The sequence below is a fragment of the Polaromonas sp. P1_E11 genome (genome assembly GCF_056405995.1).
Genome location: NZ_JBFUBA010000001.1, coordinates 709430 through 727877 on the forward strand (window position 1 = coordinate 709430; position 18448 = coordinate 727877).

Genomic DNA, 18448 nt, shown 5'->3' on the forward strand with positions numbered 1-18448 from the left:
CTAGTCCATCAGGTCGGCAGGTACCTTGCCGCCGTTGGCTGCCAGCTTGTTCATGACCTGCTTGTGCAGCCAGATGTTCATGGTCGCGCTGTCATTCATGTCGCCCGAGTAACCCAGCTCCTTCGCCAGCTCCTTGCGTTCGGCGAGGCTGCTGTCCAGGTGCAGCAGCTTCATCAGGTCGACGATGGAGGTCTTCCAGTTGAGTTTTTCCGGGTTCTTGCTGGCCATGCCGTTGAGCAGGGCTTCGACATCGACCTGCTGCATGGGCGGCGCTGCAGGCGCCGAGGCAGGCGCTGTGTCAGCAGGGGCGGCAGCCACCGGCGGCGCTGCATCGGGCGTTTGCAGCGAGGGAAATATCTTGCCGAAAATTTTGCCGAGAATACTCATGGTGCGCCCCTGGGTGAAGTTTAAAAATCCAGCGTAACACCGGGATGTGACAGCTTCTGTCAGACGTCACGCCAATCGCAGCCTGGCAACGCATCGCTCAACGGGCTGGCGCACCCACGCGTTTCAGGCCTGCTTCACCCGCCCGCGCCGCCATATCGGGCAGCCACACCACCTGGTCGTCTACCGCATACAGCCAGCACTTCGATTTCGCCCTCGTACACTGCTGGAAGGTCGTCGCGATCGCTTCAGGCTCGCCGGCGCTGAAATACCAGCCGCCCTTTTCCGTCACGGCAAAGGCTTTGGGAGACGGCAAGCTGCGAAAGTGGGCATAACGCGCCTTGCCGGCGTCGCTGAGCGGCACGGCCGCCGTGTCATCGGCCGCCGCAAAGCCGGAGGCCGGCGGCACTACGTAGTGATGGCCTTTGAAGCGCTGGGCATGCGACAACAGCAAAGGCTGGCCCAGCTGCGCCGAGAGAAACTCGAACATGCGTGCATGCGATGCTTCCCGCGCTGCGGGGTTGCCGCCCACCGTGGCCCTGCCGGTTTTGGTGTTGCCCAGGCCTTCCATTTGCTTGACGGGCCCGGGGCCGTCAAAGCCGTGGTAGCTGCCGGGGTAAACCGTCAGTTCCACAGGCGCATTGGCTTTGTCCTTTTGCAGGCGCCCATGCAGGGTGACGCACTCCGGGGCCAGCGTCCAGTCGTCAAGCTCGCCGATCATGATCAGGAGCGGCACATGGACTTCGTAGTTCCACATCTTGTTGTTCGCCAGGCAGCCGGGGTAAAAAGCCACGGCGGCGCGTGGCTGCACCTTCTGTGCCTGCACGTATTTGTCCGTGGCGTCGATGGTGCTGAGCACCGTCTGCGCGCCATGCGACCAGCCCAGCACCACAATGCGCGAAGCATCGACCGACGGCTGCTTCACCAGCCAGTCGATGGCGGCGAACACGTCCTCGCGGCGGTCGCTTTCGTGGATGGTGCGCAGCTTGTTGGGTGTCTCGCAAATCGATTTCTGGCCACGCGGGGTGAAGCTGTCCAGCGCGAGGAAATGCATGCGCTCTGCGTTGAAGTACCCGCCATACCGGAAGAGCCGCTCGGCAAAATTGCCTTTGCTGTCGAGCCCGCCGCCGCAGCCGTGCAGGCCGATGATGACGGGCCACGGATCCTTGTCGCCGGCGTCGAACCAGTAGCCGGGAATCTGCAGCTTGCCGTCTTGCGACGGGATAAATACCGGGCCGCCCGCATGCGACAGCTGTGCCAGCAGCAAGCCAAAAAGAAAAACAGAAAAATAACGAAGCCAGGTCATGGCAATCCCCTCCTCTGCGTCTCTTTTACCGGACGCTCAGTTTTTTACGCCGCCCAAACCACCAGACCGCTCCATGCCGTGGCCAGCACCACAATGCCGAACGCGATGCGGTACCAGGCAAACGGCACAAAGCTGTTGGTCGAGATGTAGCGCAGCAGCCAGCGTACGCAAAGCCAGGCGCTGAAAAACGAAAACACCAGGCCTACCGCGAACATGGGCATGTCGGCGGCAGACAGCAGCGCCCGCTCCTTGTACAGGCTGTAGGCGCCGGCGCCGATCAGCGTCGGCATGGCCAGGAAAAACGAGAAGTCGGTCGCGGCCTTGCGCGACAGCCCCAGCAGCATGCCGCCGATGATGGTTGCACCGCTTCGGCTGGTGCCGGGAATCATCGCCAGGCATTGCACCAGGCCGACCTTCACCGCGTCCATCACGGTCATGTCCTCCACCTCCTGGATGCGCGCGGCCGCGGTGTTCTTTTGCTGGCGCTTTTCGGCCCAGAGGATGATGAAGCCGCCGATGATGAAGGTGCTGGCCACCACCACGGGCGTAAAAAGATGGGCCTTGATGGCCTTGCCGAACAGCAGGCCCAGCACCACGGCGGGCACAAAAGCCACCAGCACATTGAGCACAAACTGTTGCGCCTGTTTCTCGGTCGGCAGGGCTACGGCGGTGGCGCGGATCTTCTGCCAGTACACGAGGATCACCGCAAAAATGGCGCCGGTCTGAATCGCGATGTCAAACACCTTGGCTTTTTCATCGTCAAATCCCAGCAGCGCACCGGCCAATATCAGGTGCCCTGTCGAGGAGATCGGCAGGAATTCAGTCAGGCCCTCGACGATGCCCATGACGGCGGCTTTGATCAACAGTGCAATATCCACGCGGTCTCCAGAAAATGAAAGATTATGGCCCCCACGGTCGCTCACTTCGTGTCGCTCCCTGCCCCCCGAGGGGGCCGCTGCGCCTGCGGCCCGGCAAAGCCGGTTCCGCGGCCCCGGCTGGGTTCAAGAGCTCCCGGCGCGCAACCCGGATGGGGTATTTCACCAGTAGGGCCGCGGGAGTGGCTTTGCCGGACCGCAGGCGCCTGCTCCCTCGAGGGGGAACCAGCTACCGCAGTGAGTCTGGACAGGGGTGGTATTTCTGTGCACAATTTGTTACCCCGTCGCCAGTCGCCACAGCCATGCAACTGACACCGCTGATCGCCATTCACCTGTTTGCTGCCAGCACCGCCATCGTCATTGGGCCCGTCGCGCTGTGGGCGCGTAAAGGGCGCTTGCAGCGGCCCAAGCTGCACCGGGCTTTTGGTTATGCCTTCGTGACGATGATGCTGGTCACCGCCGCGACGGCAGTTTTCATCCGCGACTATGACTATCCCAATATCGCCGGCTACACGCCCATCCACCTGCTGGTGCCGTTTGCGCTGCTCAGCCTGACCGGCGCGTTCTGGCATTTGAGCCGCGGCAACATTGCGGGCCACCGCCGCGCCATGCAATCCCTCTACATTGGCGCATGCCTTGTGGCAGGCGTGTTCACGCTGATGCCCGACCGCTACCTGGGCAAGATGCTGTGGACGCAGCTCGGCCTGCTGTGACTTTCCACATCGCCCAGAAAAGCTGCAGCATTTTTTGACGGGCCCGTGGCAGGACGTCCGAGCACGGAGTCCGCTGAAAATCCCTCAGACGCACACAATGCCCCACCCGGGCGCCCAGAAAAAGAAAGAACACCCATGCACCGTTATGTCCTGAGCTGCCTGTTGCTGCTCGCCGCCACCTGCGTGCAGGCCGGCATGGGATTCACCGAACTGCCCGGCCTGCAAGATGATGGCCCCGTCAGCGTTTTTTACCCTTCCGCCGGTGAAGACCGGCAGGCCCAGTTCGGCTCCTATTCCCTCAAACTTGATCGCGGTGGCCAGCCGGTGCGCGGCAACACGCGCCTCGTGGTGATCTCGCACGGCTCGGGCGGCTCGCCCTGGACCTACACCGACCTGGCGCGCCGCCTGGTCGAAGACGGCTTCGTCGTCGCGTTTCCCCTGCACCGCGGCGACAACGCCATGGACCCATCTACCCCCGGACCCGAAAGCTGGAAGCAGCGGCCCGCCGAAGTGTCCCGCGCCATTGACGCGGTAGCGCGTGACCAGCGCCTTGCACCGCTGCTGTCACTGGACAAGGTCGGCATGTACGGCATGTCGGCCGGCGGACACACCGCCCTGACGCTCGCCGGTGGCCGCTGGTCCCCGGCGCTGCTGGCCCGGCATTGCGAGGCCAACATCGCCGAGGACTTTCATACCTGCGTCGGGCTGACCACCCGGCTCACGGGCGGCATGCTGGACGGCCTGAAAAAATCGGTGGCGCTGGCAGTGATCCGCCAGAAATTCAGCGACGCCGGCTGGCAAACCCACACCGATCCGCGCATTCGTGCCGTGGTCGCCGGCGTTCCGCTGGCCGCCGATTTCGACACGGCTTCGCTGGCCGCACCCCCCGTGCCGCTCGGGCTGGTCACCGCCCGGCAAGACCGCTGGCTGGTGCCCCGTTTTCACAGCGACGTGGTGCTGCAGGTCTGCAAGCGCTGCGAACACCTGGCCGATCTGCCCACCGGCGGCCACGGTGCGCTGCTGTCGCCACCGCCACCGGCCGATGCCATGTCGGCGCTGGCCAAAGACCTGCTGCTGGACCCGCCCGGCTTTGACCGCAGCGAGCTTCCCGCAGTGGACCAGAAGATCAGCAGCTTCCTGCGCAGGCACCTGCTTCCTTGAATTTCCGGTGATGGGTATATGAAGGCTGGCCACAGGCACGCCTGGCGGTGCCTGGGAGTCACGCATCGAAGTGAACAAAAATGAACGTTTCAGGTGCATTTTTGGGTCAAAAACGAACCAATAAGAATCATTAGTAAAACTTATCTACTCGTACATTCATTCGCTGGTGGGTGAACCCCACTACCGCTTCATGAAGGTGAAATATACATTCAGTTACACCAACATTACCACCAAGGTTCTCACGATGAACAGCTTCACCTCCCGCCGCCATACCCTGGTCGGCCTGACCGCCATTGCCGTAGCGAGCGCCCTGCTCTCGGGCTGTGACAACCCACCAGACACCATCAAGATCGGCGTTGCCCAACCGCTGTCGGGAAACCTCGCCGCGCTCGGCCAGGACTTGCACAACGGCGTGAAGATGGCCGTGGACGAAATCAACAAGGAGGGCTTCCAGATCAAGGGCAAGACGGTCAAGATTGAAATCGTGGCCATGGACGACCGGTCTGATCCAAAAACCGGTGTGGAAGTCGCGCAGCAGCTCGTCGACGCCGGCGTGGTCGCCGTGATCGGCAACCTCAATTCGGGCGTCAGCATCCCGGCCGCACCGGTCTATGCCGCCAAAAACATTCCCCAGCTGGCCATCTCGACCAACCCCAAGTTCACCGAACTGGGCCTGGCTACCACCTTCCGCCTGGTGGCCAACGACAACCTGCAGGCCCGCGCCATCGGCTCCTTTGCCGCCAACCAGCTCAGCGCCAGCAAGTTCGCCATCGTCGATGACGGCACCACCTACGGCAAGGGCCTCGCCGCCGGTGCGGCCGTCGAGCTGAAGAAAGCCGGCAAGGCAGTGGTGGTCACCTATTCGTCCGACGACAAGACCACCAAGTTTGACGAGCTGGCCGGCAAGATCAAGGACGGCAATGTCGAAGTGGTCGTGTCCACGCAAGGCGACTTCCAGATCCTCGCGCTGATTGATGCCCTCAAGAAGATCGACTACAACCAGCAGGTCAGCATCCTGGGCGGCGACACCATCAAGACGACCGACATGCTCAAGGGCAGCGACACAGTCAAGGGCATCTACGCTACTTCGCCCATCCTGGACGCCAAAGAGTTCGTCAACGGCAAGGCCTTCCTGAGCAAGTACCAGGACACCTTCAAAAGGGAGCCGGCTTACGGCGGCCATTACACCTACGACGCGATGTACATCCTGGCCGGCGCCATGCGGCGCGCCAACTCGGTCAAGCCTGAAAAGATCACCGAAACCCTGCGCACCTTTGACGGCTACGCGCCGATTACCGGCTCCATGAAGTGGGACTCGGTGGGCGAGCAGCGTTACGGCGTGGTCGGCGTTTACTCGATCCGCAAGGGTGTTTGGGACCTGCAGCTGCGCTCCGACCGCTGGTAGGCTAAGCTTTCGGTCGTCATGACCGAGCCCACACCCTCCTCCGACGCCTCCCCTTCCGGCCATTACGCCACGCCCGCTGAAGTCCTGGACTTTTGGCTGGGCGACGGTGTGAGCAAAGAGTGGCCCACGCAAGACCTCAACAAGCGTTGGTTTGGCGGCGGCGCCGAACTTGACGCCGAGATCAGCGCGCGCTTTGGCAACAACGTCAAGGCCGCCGTTGACGGCGGCCTGCAAGACTGGGAGCAGCCGCCGCTCAATCGCCTGGCGCTGGTCATCCTGCTCGACCAGTTCACCCGCAACGTCTTTCGCGGCAAGGGCCAGGCCTTTGCCGGCGACGCGCGCGCCCAGCAACTCGTGCTGGAGGCGCTGGCCGCCGGAGACGACCTGCAGCTGCCCTGGGCCGGGTGCGTCTTTTTATACATGCCGCTGATGCATGCCGAAAGCCTGGCGCTGCAGGATGAATGCGTGGCGCGCTTCACCCGGCTGCAGGCTGATGCGCCCGACTCACTCAAGCAGCGCCTGCGCGGCAATCTTGACTTCGCCCACCAGCACCGGGACATCATTGCCCGCTTCGGACGCTTCCCCTACCGCAACGCGGCGCTGGGGCGTACCGATACGCCCGAGGAAGCCGATTTTCTCCTCAAGGGCCCGCGCTTCGGGCAGTGAGAGCCCACCCCCGTCCAGGCTCACTTCGTGTAGCCCGTTCCCCCCTCGAGGGGGCGGCGCCTGCGGTCTGGCAAAGCCAGTCCCGCGGCCCCCGCTGGTAGATACGCCCACTGCTTACGCCGTAGAACGGGTTCTGCAGAAGTCATGCGTCAAATCGCCATCTAGCCCATGCAGGACGGGCGCAAGTAGCTACTAATTTGATAGCGAGTGACATAGGACGCGATGCGTGGGGGCCTCATTCTTTTGAATCCATTGCCGCTTTGGCGCCGTATCCACTTCAGGATGCACCGCCACGGCACACAACAAAGGCGGGCGTCCGGTAAACGCCGGCCAGCCTGGCCGGTTCACAAAAACCCAGGAGTTCAAAAATGACTTTACGCACAGCCACCGCCTCAGCTTCAGTTCTGCTCGTGTCCTTGCTCGCCGCCTGCGGCAGCATGTCGCCCATGATGCCCACCTACTCGCAGGCCGGCCTGCCGGCTGCCGTGCAGGTGCCGGCTGGCAACAAGGTCGCGATGGAGACCGTCGGCGTGGGCGACATCACCTACCAGTGCAACGCCAAAAAAGACATGGCCGGCCAGTTTGAATGGGTCTTTGTCGGCCCCGATGCGAAGCTCAATGACCGCAGCGGCAAGCAGGTCGGCAAATACTACGGCCCGCCGGCCACCTGGGAAAGCATGGACGGCTCCAAACTGACGGCGACGCAAATCGCGGTCGCCCCCGGCGGCATGGGCAACATCCCTTTGCAGCTCGTCAAGGGCAACCCGGCCATGGGCAGCGGCACCATGAGCGGCGTGACCTACATCCAGCGCGTGGACACCCAGGGCGGCGTTGCGCCCGCCATGCCTTGCGCCGCCGGCAACATGGGCGCCAAACAGGTCGTGAAGTACCAGGCCGGCTATATCTTCTACAAGGCGATGTAAGCGCAGGAAGGCGCAGGGAGGTTCGCACAGGCACTTCCCGGCGCCCGATACCCTTCACCCGCATCTCCCAGGGTGAGCCGCCAGCTCTGAAATCAGGCGGGGCTGGTCTTACGCCCGCAGGCTTGCCGCAAGGCCGGCTCTGCGGGCTTTTTTACGGGCGGTTGGCTGCCGCTTGGGCTGGTGCCTGACTGTCTTTTTGACGTGCCGCCTGAGCTGTCGCGTTTGCCCGCAAACGGTCCGGCCAGGCGCTGGCAACGAGGCTGCGCGGCGTCCTACAGATGTTTACATTTCAGCGGGCTTTACTGGTCATCGGGCAAAACAACAAACCGAGGAGCCTTCATGAAAAGCACACACAACACCTTTTGGGCCTACAGCAAGAGCGTTGCCGTCACGCTGGCCATGGTCACCGGCACTGCCGCGCTGATCACCGCCTGCTCCGGCGTCGCGCCGCTTCCCAAGGAATACACCCAGGACCCGCTGGACGCATCGGTCAAGGTGCCGCCCGGACATGTTGTGGCGCTTGAAACCACCGCCAGCGGCCTGCTTCATTACGAGTGCAAGGCCAACGCCGACACAGCCGGCACCATCGGCTGGGTTCTCGTGAGGCCCGAGGCCGACCTGCTGGACCGCACCGGCAAAACCGTCGCCAAATATTCCGGCCCGCCTGCCACCTGGACGCACGTGGACGGCTCCAGCGTCGTCGGCACGCAGGTGGCACTGGCACCCCGCATAGGCGCCACCAACTTGCCGAACCAGCTTTCCACCGGTGCATCGGGCGCCACGCCTGGCGTCCTGCAAAACATCACCTACATCCAGCGAATCAAGACCAAGGGCGGCCAGGAGCTGGGCAAGGCCTGCACGCAAGCCGACCTCGGCGACAAGCTGACAACGTCTTACCAAGCCGACTATATTTTCTGGAAAGCCTCTTGAAGCAGAGCGGCAATGGAACCCAAAAGCCCGCAGGCCCCTGGTCTGCGGGCTTTTTTTATGGCATGGGCAGAATCAACCCGCTATTGAATTTATAGCTGCTCGCGCTGATTTTTATTGGGCTGCAGCCATATTTGGCACTGGAATGGAGCTGCATCACGACACCGGCATGGAATACCGGCTGGACGCTTCCAATGCGCCACCACCCTACCCGGTGAAACCTGCCGACCTTTGCCCGCACCCACTCCCTTCAGCGTCCTACAGCGGGCCTGGCTTATTGTGTTTTACTGTGCCTGAGACCATCGCCCCTCACCTGGAACCTGCCGTGAACACCAAAGCCCCTCGCGCTCCCTGCTTCGCCCTGCTGCGAAGCGTGCTCATGGTCACCGGCGCAGTGGGGGTGCTTGGCGCCTGCAGCGCGCGCCTGCCCAACCCCTACAACGCACAGCAGGCCCTGCCTGAAGCCATACGCGTGCCGGCGGGCCACAAGGCCGTGCTGGAAGCCCAGGGCAAGGGCGACCTCCTCTATGAATGCCAGGCCATCAAACGTGCGCCCTATGAATACGCCTGGCTGCTCCAGTCACCGGGGCTGCGGCTGCAGGACAGCAATGGCCAGACCGTCACGTACTTCCCGGGCCTGCGCTCGCGCTGGGTGCACAGCGACGGCTCCAGGGTCGTCGCGCAGGAACTGGTTGAAGTGTCCGCCGACCGCAGCAGCCTTCCGCTGCAGCGGGCCATGGTGAGCCCTTCAGACACCCCGGGTGCGCTCTCCAACGTCAGCTACATCCAGAGCCGCAGGACCGCGGGCGGCGTTGTGTCGAACCCGCCCTGCACCTCTGCAAGCCTGGGCATGCGGGTGTCGGTGCCTTTCGAGGCTGACTATGTTTTCTGGCGCCCGGCCGCCTAGCACTGCAACCCACCGACCTTTCATCGCCCAACAAAAAGCCCGCATGAAGCGGGCTTTTTGTTGGCAAGGCGGCTAACCCGGGTTATCCCGGTTAGCCGCCAGGGCTGGTTAGCGCTGGTAGTAACCAGGCCCGTAGCCTGGGCGTGGCGCCTGCACGTAGTAGCCGCCGTGGTGCCTGTGGCCGTGCCTGGGGCCGTAATACACCGGCTGCGGTGCGTAGTACACAGGCGCAGGCCTCACGTACACAGGACGCGGCTGGTAGTACACCGGTGCGGGCTGGTAATACACAGGCGCCGGCTGCACGTACACGGGCTGCTGGTACACCGGATAGGCGTTCGTTACGCCAACCTGCACACCCGGCACCCCGACGCCCACGGAAAAGGTCACGTTGTCACGGGCCTGGGCAGCACCGGCAAAGCCGAAAGCGGCAAGTGCCAGTGCGGCTGCGGCGCCTGCCACGGCGACGGAGCGGTTTGCCTTGATTGCTGTCTTCATATGATCTCCTTAACAGGGCAGGAAATGCCCATGTGTTTATTAAACGCGCCACCCCCGTAACGGCGTACCGTACGCACAGTGAAGAGCGTAGCCAAACGTAACCCCCTAAAATCACTCAATGACCACCCCCGCCCCTGCCTCCGCGCCCGCCGACAAAGAAACCCACAAGCCCAGCAACTTCCTGCGCCAGATCATCGAAAAAGACCTGGCCGAAGGCACTTATGCCAGCCGCCGCTGGGGCGGCAGCCCCGGGGACGCCGCCCACCACGCTGGGGGCCAGCCCGACCCGGCCAAGGTGCGCCTGCGCTTTCCGCCCGAGCCCAACGGCTACTTACATGTGGGCCATGCCAAAAGCATTTGCCTGAACTTCGGCCTGGCACGTGACTACGGCGGCGTGTGCCACCTGCGCTTTGACGACACCAATCCCGAAAAAGAAGACACCGAATACGTCGACAGCATCATTGAAGCCGTCAAGTGGCTGGGCTATGACTGGGCGCAGATCGGCAACGGCAAAGGGGGCGACAAACCCTACCAGGCCAGCGACTACTTCGACTTCATGTACCGCGCCGCCGAGTATCTGATTGAAAGCGGCAACGCCTACGTTGACGAACAAACCGCCGAAGAAATGCGCCATAACCGCGGCGACTTCGGCCACCCCGGCACCAACAGCCCCTTTCGCGGCCGCACGTCCGCAGAAAACCTGGTGCGCTTTCGCGAGATGCGAGACGGCAAGCTGCCCGACGGCGCCGCCGTGCTGCGCGCCAAGATTGACATGGCCTCGCCCAACATCAACATGCGTGACCCGGCCATTTACCGCATACGCCGCGCACACCACCACAACACCGGCGACAAATGGTGCATCTACCCCATGTACACCTTCGCCCACCCGGTCGAAGACGCACTTGAGCAAATCACCCACAGCATTTGCACGCTCGAGTTTGAAGACCAGCGCCCGTTTTACGACTGGCTGCTCGACCGTCTGGCCGAAGGCAAACTGATCGCCACGCCGCACCCGCGCCAGTACGAATTTGCGCGCCTGAATCTCACCTACGTGCTCACCAGCAAACGCAAGCTCGCGCAGCTGGTGACTGAAAAGCGCGTGAGCGGCTGGGACGACCCCCGCATGCCAACCATCGTCGGCTTGCGCCGCCGCGGCTACACACCCGAGTCACTGCAACTGTTTGCTGAACGCATTGGTGTCACCAAGAGCGACAGCTGGATCGACTACAGCACGCTCGAAGGTTCCTTGCGCGACACGCTCGACCCCATCGCCCCACGCGCCATGGCCGTGCTCGACCCCGTCAAGCTGGTGTTGACCAACTGGGACGAGGTCATGGGCGCAGGAAAGCTCGACGACTGCAGTGCACCCGTACACCCGCACCACGAAGAGATGGGCAAGCGCCAGTTCAAGATCGGCAAGGAAGTCTGGATTGAACGCACCGACTACGAAGAAACCCCACCCAAAGGTTTCTTTCGCTTGTTCCCGCCGCACATCAACGCGAGCAAGCAAGCCATTGCCGGCAGCAAGGTCCGCCTCAAATACGGCCATGTCATCGAATGCACAGGCGCGGTGAAAGATGCCAACGGCAAGGTCACCGAAGTGCACGCCACCCTGATCCCCGACACCAAGAGCGGCACCCCCGGCTCCGACGCCATCAAGGTCAAGGGCGTGATCACCTGGGTGGGCGTGAATGATGCGGTGCAGGCCGAGGTGCGCCTTTATGACCGCCTCTTCACCACCGAACACCCTGGTACCGGCGACAAGGATTTCCTTGACGAGTTGAATGCCAACAGCCTGAAGACCGTGACGGCCTACGTTGAGCCGTCATTGACCAATGTGCCCGCCGGCACGCGCTTTCAGTTTGAGCGGCATGGGTACTTTGTGACGGACGCCAAGGATCATCAGATTGGAGGAGAGGGTAAGCCCGTCTTCAATCGGGTGACGGGTATGAAAGACTCGTTCAGTAAATAGCGAGCTATACGCCCCGCGCATGCACCAGTTCTTTCATGCAAGGGTTTCAATAAAGTTCTGGCGATGTGGGGCTAGCGGTGCCCATGCTCACATCGACCACCAGCCAGACACAGTTCGGCCGCGTCGAGTGCAGCGATGCCGGCAACTTTTCAGGATCGGCAATCCGGCGCGGCGTCAAGGCTACGCACACGCAATGCGCGGGCTGCGCCAACGCTAAACCACAAATCTAGTAATAGGATGTTCAATCAGGCGATAGAAATAAAGGATTCGCCTAGCAAGCTAAGCCGCGACGGCCAAATTTAAAGCCCAAAAAAAGGAGGGGAAAATGGTAGAACCGTATAAGAAGTTACTCAGTAAAAAACGCAATCGGAAGACAACAATACCGAATCGGCCGCTAGCGATTGAGTCAGAAAGCGACAGATCCCGTTTAATTTTCTCCGCCCCTTTCAGGCGCCTTCAGCAGAAAGCACAAGTTTTCTCTCTAGAAGCAAATGCAGCAGTAAGAAGTCGACTGACTCACTCCATTGAGGTCGCTCAAATTGGTCGCTTTTTATCGGACCAGATAGTAGAAGCACTGCAGAAAAAAAAGCAGATTGATGCTGCCGGCGCCAGAGCTTTTGTCAACTTCGTGGAAGTTGCGTGTCTCATGCATGACCTGGGAAATCCCCCATTTGGGCACTTTGGTGAGGCGGCAATCTCTACTTGGTTTGAGGAGAATGGAGAAGCTCTGATTCAAAAATCCGTAGGGATCGCTGCCCGCAAGGAAAGCGAAGAGGTGCCAGAGAATATAAAGAAGACGTTAGCCGATTTTTTAGAGTTCGACGGGAATTGCCAAGGTCTTCGCATCGCCTCTTTGCTGCAATGGAACGATGACGAACACGGATTAAATCTCACCTATACATCTTTAGCGTCGTATCTGAAATACATCAGAGCCCCATTATTCGATGCATCGGAAAAGAAAGAGTTGGCTTTTCAGAAGAAGGCCGGATTCTTTTCCACTGAACAACAGCTGGTCGAGAAAATCTGGAAACATTTTGGCTACGACAAGCTAGCTCCACAGCGCTTTCCTCTGGCCTATGTTATGGAAGCGGCTGACGATATCGCTTATTGCATAAGCGATATCGAAGATTCAATAGAAAAAAAACTGCTAAAGCAAAATGACGTATTTGCAGATTTGCGAGATCAATGGAGAAAAATTCTTAGGTCAAACCCTGCGATTGCAGGCGTCGACGCGACTGCAATTAGCAAGCTACTCGAAGAAGCTGTAAATGCTTCAAAAAAGAAAAGTAAAAGCTATACCTTTACTGCATTTCGAACAAAGTTATCTCAGAAACTTACCGATATAGCATGCCGGTCTTATTCGAGAATGCACGACGACATTCTTAAGGGTTTGTCGTTGGGCTTAATTGGTGAAAAAACTGCAGGCGGGATGATCCTTGAACTGCTAAAGCAATACTGCCGTAAAAATGTCTATCAACATGAAAGCGTTCAGCGAACGGAACTGGCCGGCTTGATGGCTATAGCTGGATTGCTAGATCATTTTCGTGTCTTACTGGAATGCTCCGAAGACCGTTTCTCATCAGCGGTCGCTTACGCCAATAAAGACGCAAAAAAAAGACCGATTATTGTTGAACGTAAGCTCCTGAGCCTATTTCCAGACAAGCATCTGCGGGCCTATCAGCATGGTGTGAATCAACTTAAAACAAAGAAATTGAGCTCAGACAATAAGAAAATGGAAGAATGGAAATTGCGCGCGCATCTAATAACTGATTTTATTTCAGGCATGACCGATGACTTTGCGCTCTCTAGCTACCAAACACTTTCAGGAATTAAAGTAACTCAATGACATTTGAAGTCGGTCATCCTTATTGGCACGTTCGATCGGTTCTCGAGAAAGAACCAAATATAGAAGCGTTGTCCCTAAGCTATTACGTATACCGCCCCCAATCTCTTGTGGATGAGAGAACTACCTTTTCATTGTCTCGCCAAGAGTTTTTAGATCCATCCACTACTTGGAATGTGATCAATTCATGTCCTCCAGATCAGGATGTAGCGCTTCACTCGAACGTCAGATGCTCCGATGGGCAGTCCAGGCATTTGCCAATGGCGGATATGTCGACGCCGTCAAAAGCGCATCTACAAAAACTGAAGAGTTTCCTAGACAACGAAACCTTTTACGGCTTCGTATGGTTTGAAAGTGGCCGATCATTTCACGGATACGGTAGCCGATTTATCAACGACCATGAATGGATAACTTACATGGGCCAGCTTCTGCTGAGTAATCAGAAGGATCTGAAACCTACGGTGGACCCAAGATGGATAGGGCATAGATTGATTGCAGGGTATGCAGCTTTGCGATGGACTCGCAATACCTATCACTATCTTCGACTACCGAGTCAACTCCCTCCATTTTAGAGGCGCGTCATGCTTTGGTTCTTCGGCTATCTCGACATGCCTGACTCTGAATGCCGTTTACCAAATGAAAGTCGATCATAAGTAGATCCGAAACTTAATTCGATAAGTCATCCTTGTCGCCTACGAAAGCAAGGAAGGAGCCTATCGCACTATGGTTAACCACTTTCATGCCCCTCCCCAAATTCAGTCCCGCAGCAGACCGCAACAAGCAGCCCATCCTCGATGTCCTGCGCAGACTCTTGCCCGCACGCGGCAGCGCACTAGAGATCGCATCAGGCACAGGCCAACACGTCACCTGGTTCGCCGCCGCTCTTCCACAATGGACATGGCGACCCACCGATGCAATGCCTGGTTCCATGGACTCCATCTCCGCGCGAATCACAGAACAGGGATTGCGCAATGTGCGCCCTGCCCTTGTGCTCGACGTGTTGGCGCCCGAGTGGTTGCCGGCCAATGAACAATTCGACCTGATCTACTGCGCCAACATGCTGCACATCTCGCCCTGGGCGACTTGCGCTGCGTTGATGCAGGGCAGCGCGCGCCATCTCGCGCCGGGTGGTGTGCTGGTGACTTACGGGCCGTATCTGGAAGACGGGGTGCCTACGTCTGAAGGCAACCTCAATTTCAACCAAAGCCTGCGTGCGCAAGACCCCACATGGGGCATAAGACGAAGGGAAGATGTAGAGCAGGAAGCCGAGCGCGCCGGCCTGCAGTTGCAAGCCCGGCACGCCATGCCGGCCAACAACCTGCTGCTGGTCTGGGCCAAATCACAGCAATTGGCAAAACATTAATTCCGCACTCGTCGGCGGAACGTCGAGTTCGCTATTATTTTTATAGCTGCTCGCGCTTGTTCATCAAGGGCTGCAGCATCATTTCCGTCAAATTCTCGTTCTAACCCGGTTAGCGTGGCGATCAGCGGCTTTTCTCAACCGGGTTGGCGGTCAACCAATTGGCCGGATAGGCCCGCATGAACTCCCTGGCCTTCTCCGTGCGGGCGCTGAGCCAGGCGTCGTAGGCGCCCTCGTTCAGAATCGCCAGCATGCGTTTTTCGTTGCCGGGCTGCTGGTACCGGCTCATCAGGGCGTGGCTGTTGGCATTCACTGTGAGCAGGGCGTAGCTGACGATGACTTCGCCGTCCGCGCCTGTCCAGCTCTCCCACAGGCCCGCCACACCCATGGGTTGGCCATCGACCCGGGCAATGCGGGTGGGCACGGCCTTGCCGCTGCGCCAATCGTCTTCCATGAAGGCCATCATGGGCACGATGCAGCGCTGCCCGGCCAGCCATGCATCGCGGAAGTTGCTCGACGTGGTGACGGTTTCCGAGCGGGCATTGACCAGCTTGGTCGAACGCAGTTTGGCGTCTGACGCCGACTTGACCCAGCGCGGCACCAGGCCAAACTGCCCGGTCACCAGCTCATGCGAAAGCAGCGCACGCGCGGGCTGTTCAGCGCCTGTGGGCTCGTCAACCTCTTCGGCTTCATCGACTTCTGTCGCTCGGATAAAAACACCCGGCTTGCGCGGCCACACATTGCGTTCCACGGGCGAAGCCGGGGCGGCCACCCCGAAGGCATCGGTATAAAGCGTGGCGGTTTTGATGCTCTCGTATTGGGTACTCATGCGGCGATGCTATCGCAGTGGCGCTACCAGGGCATGGTCCAATGACACCCATGCCCAGCCCCAGCTTCCCCCCGCCCACCGCAACCGGCATGCCGCCGCGCCTGATCTGCTTTAACAAGCCCTACGGCGTGCTGAGCCAGTTCACGCCCGAAGGCCGCTGGCGCGGGCTGAAAGACTTCATTGCGGTGCCGGATGTGTATGTGGCCGGCCGGCTGGATGCGGACAGTGAAGGCCTGCTGCTATTGACGAGCGACGGTACGCTGCAGGCGCGCATCAGCGACCCGCGTTTCAAGATGGAAAAGATCTACTGGGTGCAGGTTGAAGGTGTGCCGGATGAGGCCGCGCTAGTCGCCTTGCGCCAGGGCGTGCAGCTCAACGACGGCATGACACGCCCGGCCAATGCGCGGCTGATTGACACACCACCGGGCCTGTGGGAGCGCGAGCCGCCCGTGCGCGTACGCAAGGCCATCCCCACCACCTGGCTGGAACTGGGCATTCGCGAAGGGCGTAACCGGCAGGTGCGGCGCATGACGGCTGCCGTGGGCTTTCCGACCTTGCGGCTGATCCGCTCGTCCATAGGCCCTTATGCGCTGGACGGCATGGCGCAGGGCGTCTGGCGTGAAATGGAAGAGCGGGCGGACGCCGGCTGAGCATTTCAGCGGATTCGAAGGCCGGCGTGGTCTTTGGAAACAAACTGCAACAGCACCCCTTTTGGTGAATTGTTGCCCTCCAATTCGACGGCCAAACGCAGGGCCGCCCGTATGATCGGCCGGTTCAAATTCAAAACTCAAAAGGACGTTTCCCATGGCTGCTGCGCGCACGATCCACGCCGACCTCTGGCGGGTGTTTTTGCTGACCCTGGCATCGCTCTTTCTCATTCCGGCGGTCACGCTGGTTTTCACGCACTACGCGCTGCAGTCTGAGGACAAAGACTTCATTCAGCGCGTCAATTCCCAGATCAATGCCGCCAAAGACCTGACGCCGGCGCAGAAGGCGGACGAGATGGCGTTTTACGACACGCACAGGCTGTCGATGGCCTGCGCCGCCACCGGGCCGGAGGACCAGGTCTTTCACGACAAGGTGTGCAGCGCGTATTCCATGCACTGGTGGTTTTACTGGGCCGAGCGTGCCGCCTTCTGGACATTGATCCTGGGCGCAGCGCTGCTGGTGGCTGCCGGCGTGCTGGGGGCGCTGGCCTTTGTCAACCGCGGCCTGCGTTATGCGAGCTTTGTGGCAGGTTGGCGGCTCATGACGTTTTCAAGCGCGGTTGAGGTCACATTGCAAAGCGCCATGCTGGTGTGGCTCTCTTTCTGGGTCACGGCTTATTTCTCGCACAGCTACTACATCAAGCTGGTCGGCCTGGCCGGCATCATGGCGGCCGTAGCGGTTTTCTATGCCATCTACACGCTGTTCAAAAAATTGCCGTCGGGCAACACCATTGAAGGCGAGTTGTTGTCGGAAGCCGACGCCCCACGCCTCTGGGATCGCATTCGCCAACTGGCGGGCCGCGTCAAGACATCCCCGCCGGACCAGATCATTGCGGGCATCGACAACAACTTTTTCGTGACCGAAGCACCCTGCACGGTGGCTGGGCAGACCCTGACGGGCCGCACGCTGTTTGTCAGCATTCCGCTGCTGCGGGTGCTGGACACCGCCGAGGCAGACGCCGTGCTGGCCCACGAGCTGGCCCATCTGGGCGGCGGCGACACGCGCAGCAGCGCTGCGTTGGGCCCCAAGCTCAACCAGTTTGACCTCTACACCTGGGAAATGCGCAGCGGCGGGTTGACCATCGTGGCCCACTACCTGCTGCGCCTGTACCGCATGGTGTTTGAGTTTGCGCTGGCACGCGACAGCCGCGAGCGCGAATACACCGCCGACCGCGTGGCCGCGGAGCTGACGGCGCCGCAGTCCATCGTGCAATCGCTCATCAAGATATCGGCGTATTCCAGCTATCGCAACACGGTAGAGAACAAGTTGTTTGAGCAAGAGCAACAGCACACCGGCTCGCTGGGCATTGCCGGCTTTGTGGCTGAGGGCCTGCACCCTTATGCCCGCTCGGGTGAATTTGTGACGGCCATGAAAACCGCCGCAGTGCCGCACCCCTACGACACGCACCCGCCGCTGGTGGAACGCATGCGCAATGTGAACCACAAGGTGGCTGAAGACAGCTACGGCGCCATCGTGACCACCGTGCCCCAAGCCACCTGGGCCGATGAAATATCGACCGCCGCCGCCATCGAGCAGCGGCTGTGGACAGACTACGAGCAGCGTTTTGCCGCCGCGCACGAACAAAGCCTGGCCTACCGCTATGAGCCGGCCAACGATGAAGAGCGTGAGATCGTGCTGCGCTACTTTCCGCCGGTGTCGTTTGACCTTGGCAACGACAAGCGCATTGACATCACCTATGAAGGCCTGCATGCCACGGCAAACGACGGCGTGCCGGTGTCATGGGACGAGGTCAAGGGCATGACCTTCAACAACGGCAGTTTTGGCAACACGCTCACCGTCACCCACTTCGACAAGGGCATGCTGGGCGCGCGCACCAGCACGATCAAGCTCAAGGGCCTGGGCAAGCAGGAAGAGCACTTCAAGGCATTGCTGGGGAGCTACTGGCAGCGTCACCAGATCATGCGGGCGCAGCAAAAGGTCCGCGCCGCTGAAGCCGAAACGGCCTGAAACACG

19 protein-coding genes are annotated in these 18448 nt (G+C 60.3%); 14 read left to right on the forward strand and 5 right to left on the reverse strand.

Features of this window, described 5'->3' with window-relative positions; translation table 11 throughout:
* The 3 genes from AC1D11_RS03530 to AC1D11_RS03540 form a co-directional block, all read right to left on the reverse strand.
* Entirely contained in the window at positions 1-387 is a 387-nt protein-coding gene (locus tag AC1D11_RS03530; RefSeq protein ID WP_477649849.1) for a DUF3597 domain-containing protein, read from the reverse strand.
* Positions 388-484: 97 nt separating this feature from the next.
* Positions 485-1690, reverse strand: a complete 1206-nt coding sequence (locus AC1D11_RS03535; RefSeq protein ID WP_477649850.1) for a dienelactone hydrolase family protein — start codon at positions 1688-1690, stop codon at positions 485-487.
* A 44-nt stretch (positions 1691-1734) separates the two neighbouring features.
* Positions 1735-2568 (reverse strand): undecaprenyl-diphosphate phosphatase, encoded by an 834-nt coding sequence (locus AC1D11_RS03540; RefSeq protein WP_457279124.1) that lies wholly within the window; start codon positions 2566-2568, stop codon positions 1735-1737.
* Positions 2569-2867: 299 nt separating this feature from the next.
* Between AC1D11_RS03540 and AC1D11_RS03545 the strand changes: the two genes are divergently transcribed.
* The 7 genes from AC1D11_RS03545 to AC1D11_RS03575 all read left to right on the forward strand — a co-directional run bounded on the left by AC1D11_RS03545 (position 2868) and on the right by AC1D11_RS03575 (position 9267).
* Positions 2868-3278, forward strand: a complete 411-nt coding sequence (locus tag AC1D11_RS03545; protein ID WP_477649851.1) for a DUF2306 domain-containing protein — start codon at positions 2868-2870, stop codon at positions 3276-3278.
* A 135-nt stretch (positions 3279-3413) separates the two neighbouring features.
* The gene (locus AC1D11_RS03550; protein WP_477649852.1) at positions 3414-4439 is read left to right on the forward strand and encodes an alpha/beta hydrolase family protein; all 1026 of its coding nucleotides are present in this window, start codon (positions 3414-3416) and stop codon (positions 4437-4439) included.
* Between the two features lie 244 nt (positions 4440-4683).
* Positions 4684-5844, forward strand: coding sequence for a branched-chain amino acid ABC transporter substrate-binding protein (locus tag AC1D11_RS03555; RefSeq protein WP_477649853.1), 1161 nt, complete (start codon positions 4684-4686; stop codon positions 5842-5844).
* A gap of 18 nt (positions 5845-5862) precedes the next feature.
* Positions 5863-6510, forward strand: a complete 648-nt coding sequence (locus AC1D11_RS03560; RefSeq protein ID WP_477649854.1) for a DUF924 family protein — start codon at positions 5863-5865, stop codon at positions 6508-6510.
* Positions 6511-6878: 368 nt separating this feature from the next.
* Positions 6879-7433: a DUF3455 domain-containing protein gene (locus tag AC1D11_RS03565; RefSeq protein WP_477649855.1), complete on the forward strand. Its 555-nt coding sequence runs from the start codon at positions 6879-6881 to the stop codon at positions 7431-7433.
* A gap of 339 nt (positions 7434-7772) precedes the next feature.
* On the forward strand, positions 7773-8363 hold the full coding sequence (locus AC1D11_RS03570) for a DUF3455 domain-containing protein (protein ID WP_477649856.1): 591 nt from the start codon (positions 7773-7775) through the stop codon (positions 8361-8363).
* Positions 8364-8685: 322 nt separating this feature from the next.
* Positions 8686-9267 (forward strand): DUF3455 domain-containing protein, encoded by a 582-nt coding sequence (locus tag AC1D11_RS03575; protein ID WP_477649857.1) that lies wholly within the window; start codon positions 8686-8688, stop codon positions 9265-9267.
* 108 nt (positions 9268-9375) lie between these two features.
* On the opposite strand, the gene AC1D11_RS03580 is transcribed toward AC1D11_RS03575, so the two are convergent.
* The gene (locus AC1D11_RS03580; protein ID WP_477649858.1) at positions 9376-9762 is read right to left on the reverse strand and encodes a hypothetical protein; all 387 of its coding nucleotides are present in this window, start codon (positions 9760-9762) and stop codon (positions 9376-9378) included.
* Positions 9763-9880: 118 nt separating this feature from the next.
* Here AC1D11_RS03580 and AC1D11_RS03585 point away from each other — a divergent pair, with 118 nt between their 5' ends.
* From AC1D11_RS03585 to AC1D11_RS03605, 5 genes are all read left to right on the forward strand, one after another.
* Positions 9881-11734 carry a glutamine--tRNA ligase/YqeY domain fusion protein gene (locus AC1D11_RS03585; protein ID WP_477649859.1) on the forward strand — a complete coding sequence of 618 codons (1854 nt, stop codon included), beginning with the start codon at positions 9881-9883 and terminating at the stop codon, positions 11732-11734.
* Between the two features lie 83 nt (positions 11735-11817).
* Complete coding sequence (locus tag AC1D11_RS03590) at positions 11818-11964, forward strand: hypothetical protein (RefSeq protein ID WP_477651373.1); 147 nt, start codon at positions 11818-11820, stop codon at positions 11962-11964.
* Positions 11965-12059: 95 nt separating this feature from the next.
* Entirely contained in the window at positions 12060-13580 is a 1521-nt protein-coding gene (gene dgt, locus AC1D11_RS03595) for a dGTPase (protein ID WP_477651420.1), read from the forward strand.
* Positions 13577-14149: a primase 1D-like protein gene (locus AC1D11_RS03600; protein WP_477648917.1), complete on the forward strand. Its 573-nt coding sequence runs from the start codon at positions 13577-13579 to the stop codon at positions 14147-14149. The genes dgt and AC1D11_RS03600 overlap by 4 nt, the downstream gene beginning before the upstream one ends.
* A 167-nt stretch (positions 14150-14316) precedes the next feature.
* On the forward strand, positions 14317-14940 hold the full coding sequence (locus AC1D11_RS03605; protein ID WP_477648916.1) for a DUF938 domain-containing protein: 624 nt from the start codon (positions 14317-14319) through the stop codon (positions 14938-14940).
* 121 nt (positions 14941-15061) lie between these two features.
* Here AC1D11_RS03605 and AC1D11_RS03610 read toward each other — a convergent pair whose 3' ends face one another.
* A complete protein-coding gene (locus AC1D11_RS03610) occupies positions 15062-15766 on the reverse strand; it encodes an SOS response-associated peptidase (RefSeq protein ID WP_477648915.1) in 705 nt (234 codons plus the stop codon).
* Between the two features lie 41 nt (positions 15767-15807).
* Between AC1D11_RS03610 and AC1D11_RS03615 the strand changes: the two genes are divergently transcribed.
* The gene (locus AC1D11_RS03615) at positions 15808-16416 is read left to right on the forward strand and encodes a pseudouridine synthase (RefSeq protein WP_477651421.1); all 609 of its coding nucleotides are present in this window, start codon (positions 15808-15810) and stop codon (positions 16414-16416) included.
* Positions 16417-16570: 154 nt separating this feature from the next.
* Entirely contained in the window at positions 16571-18442 is a 1872-nt protein-coding gene (locus tag AC1D11_RS03620; protein ID WP_477648913.1) for a M48 family metallopeptidase, read from the forward strand.
* The last annotated feature ends 6 nt before the right edge of the window (positions 18443-18448 follow it).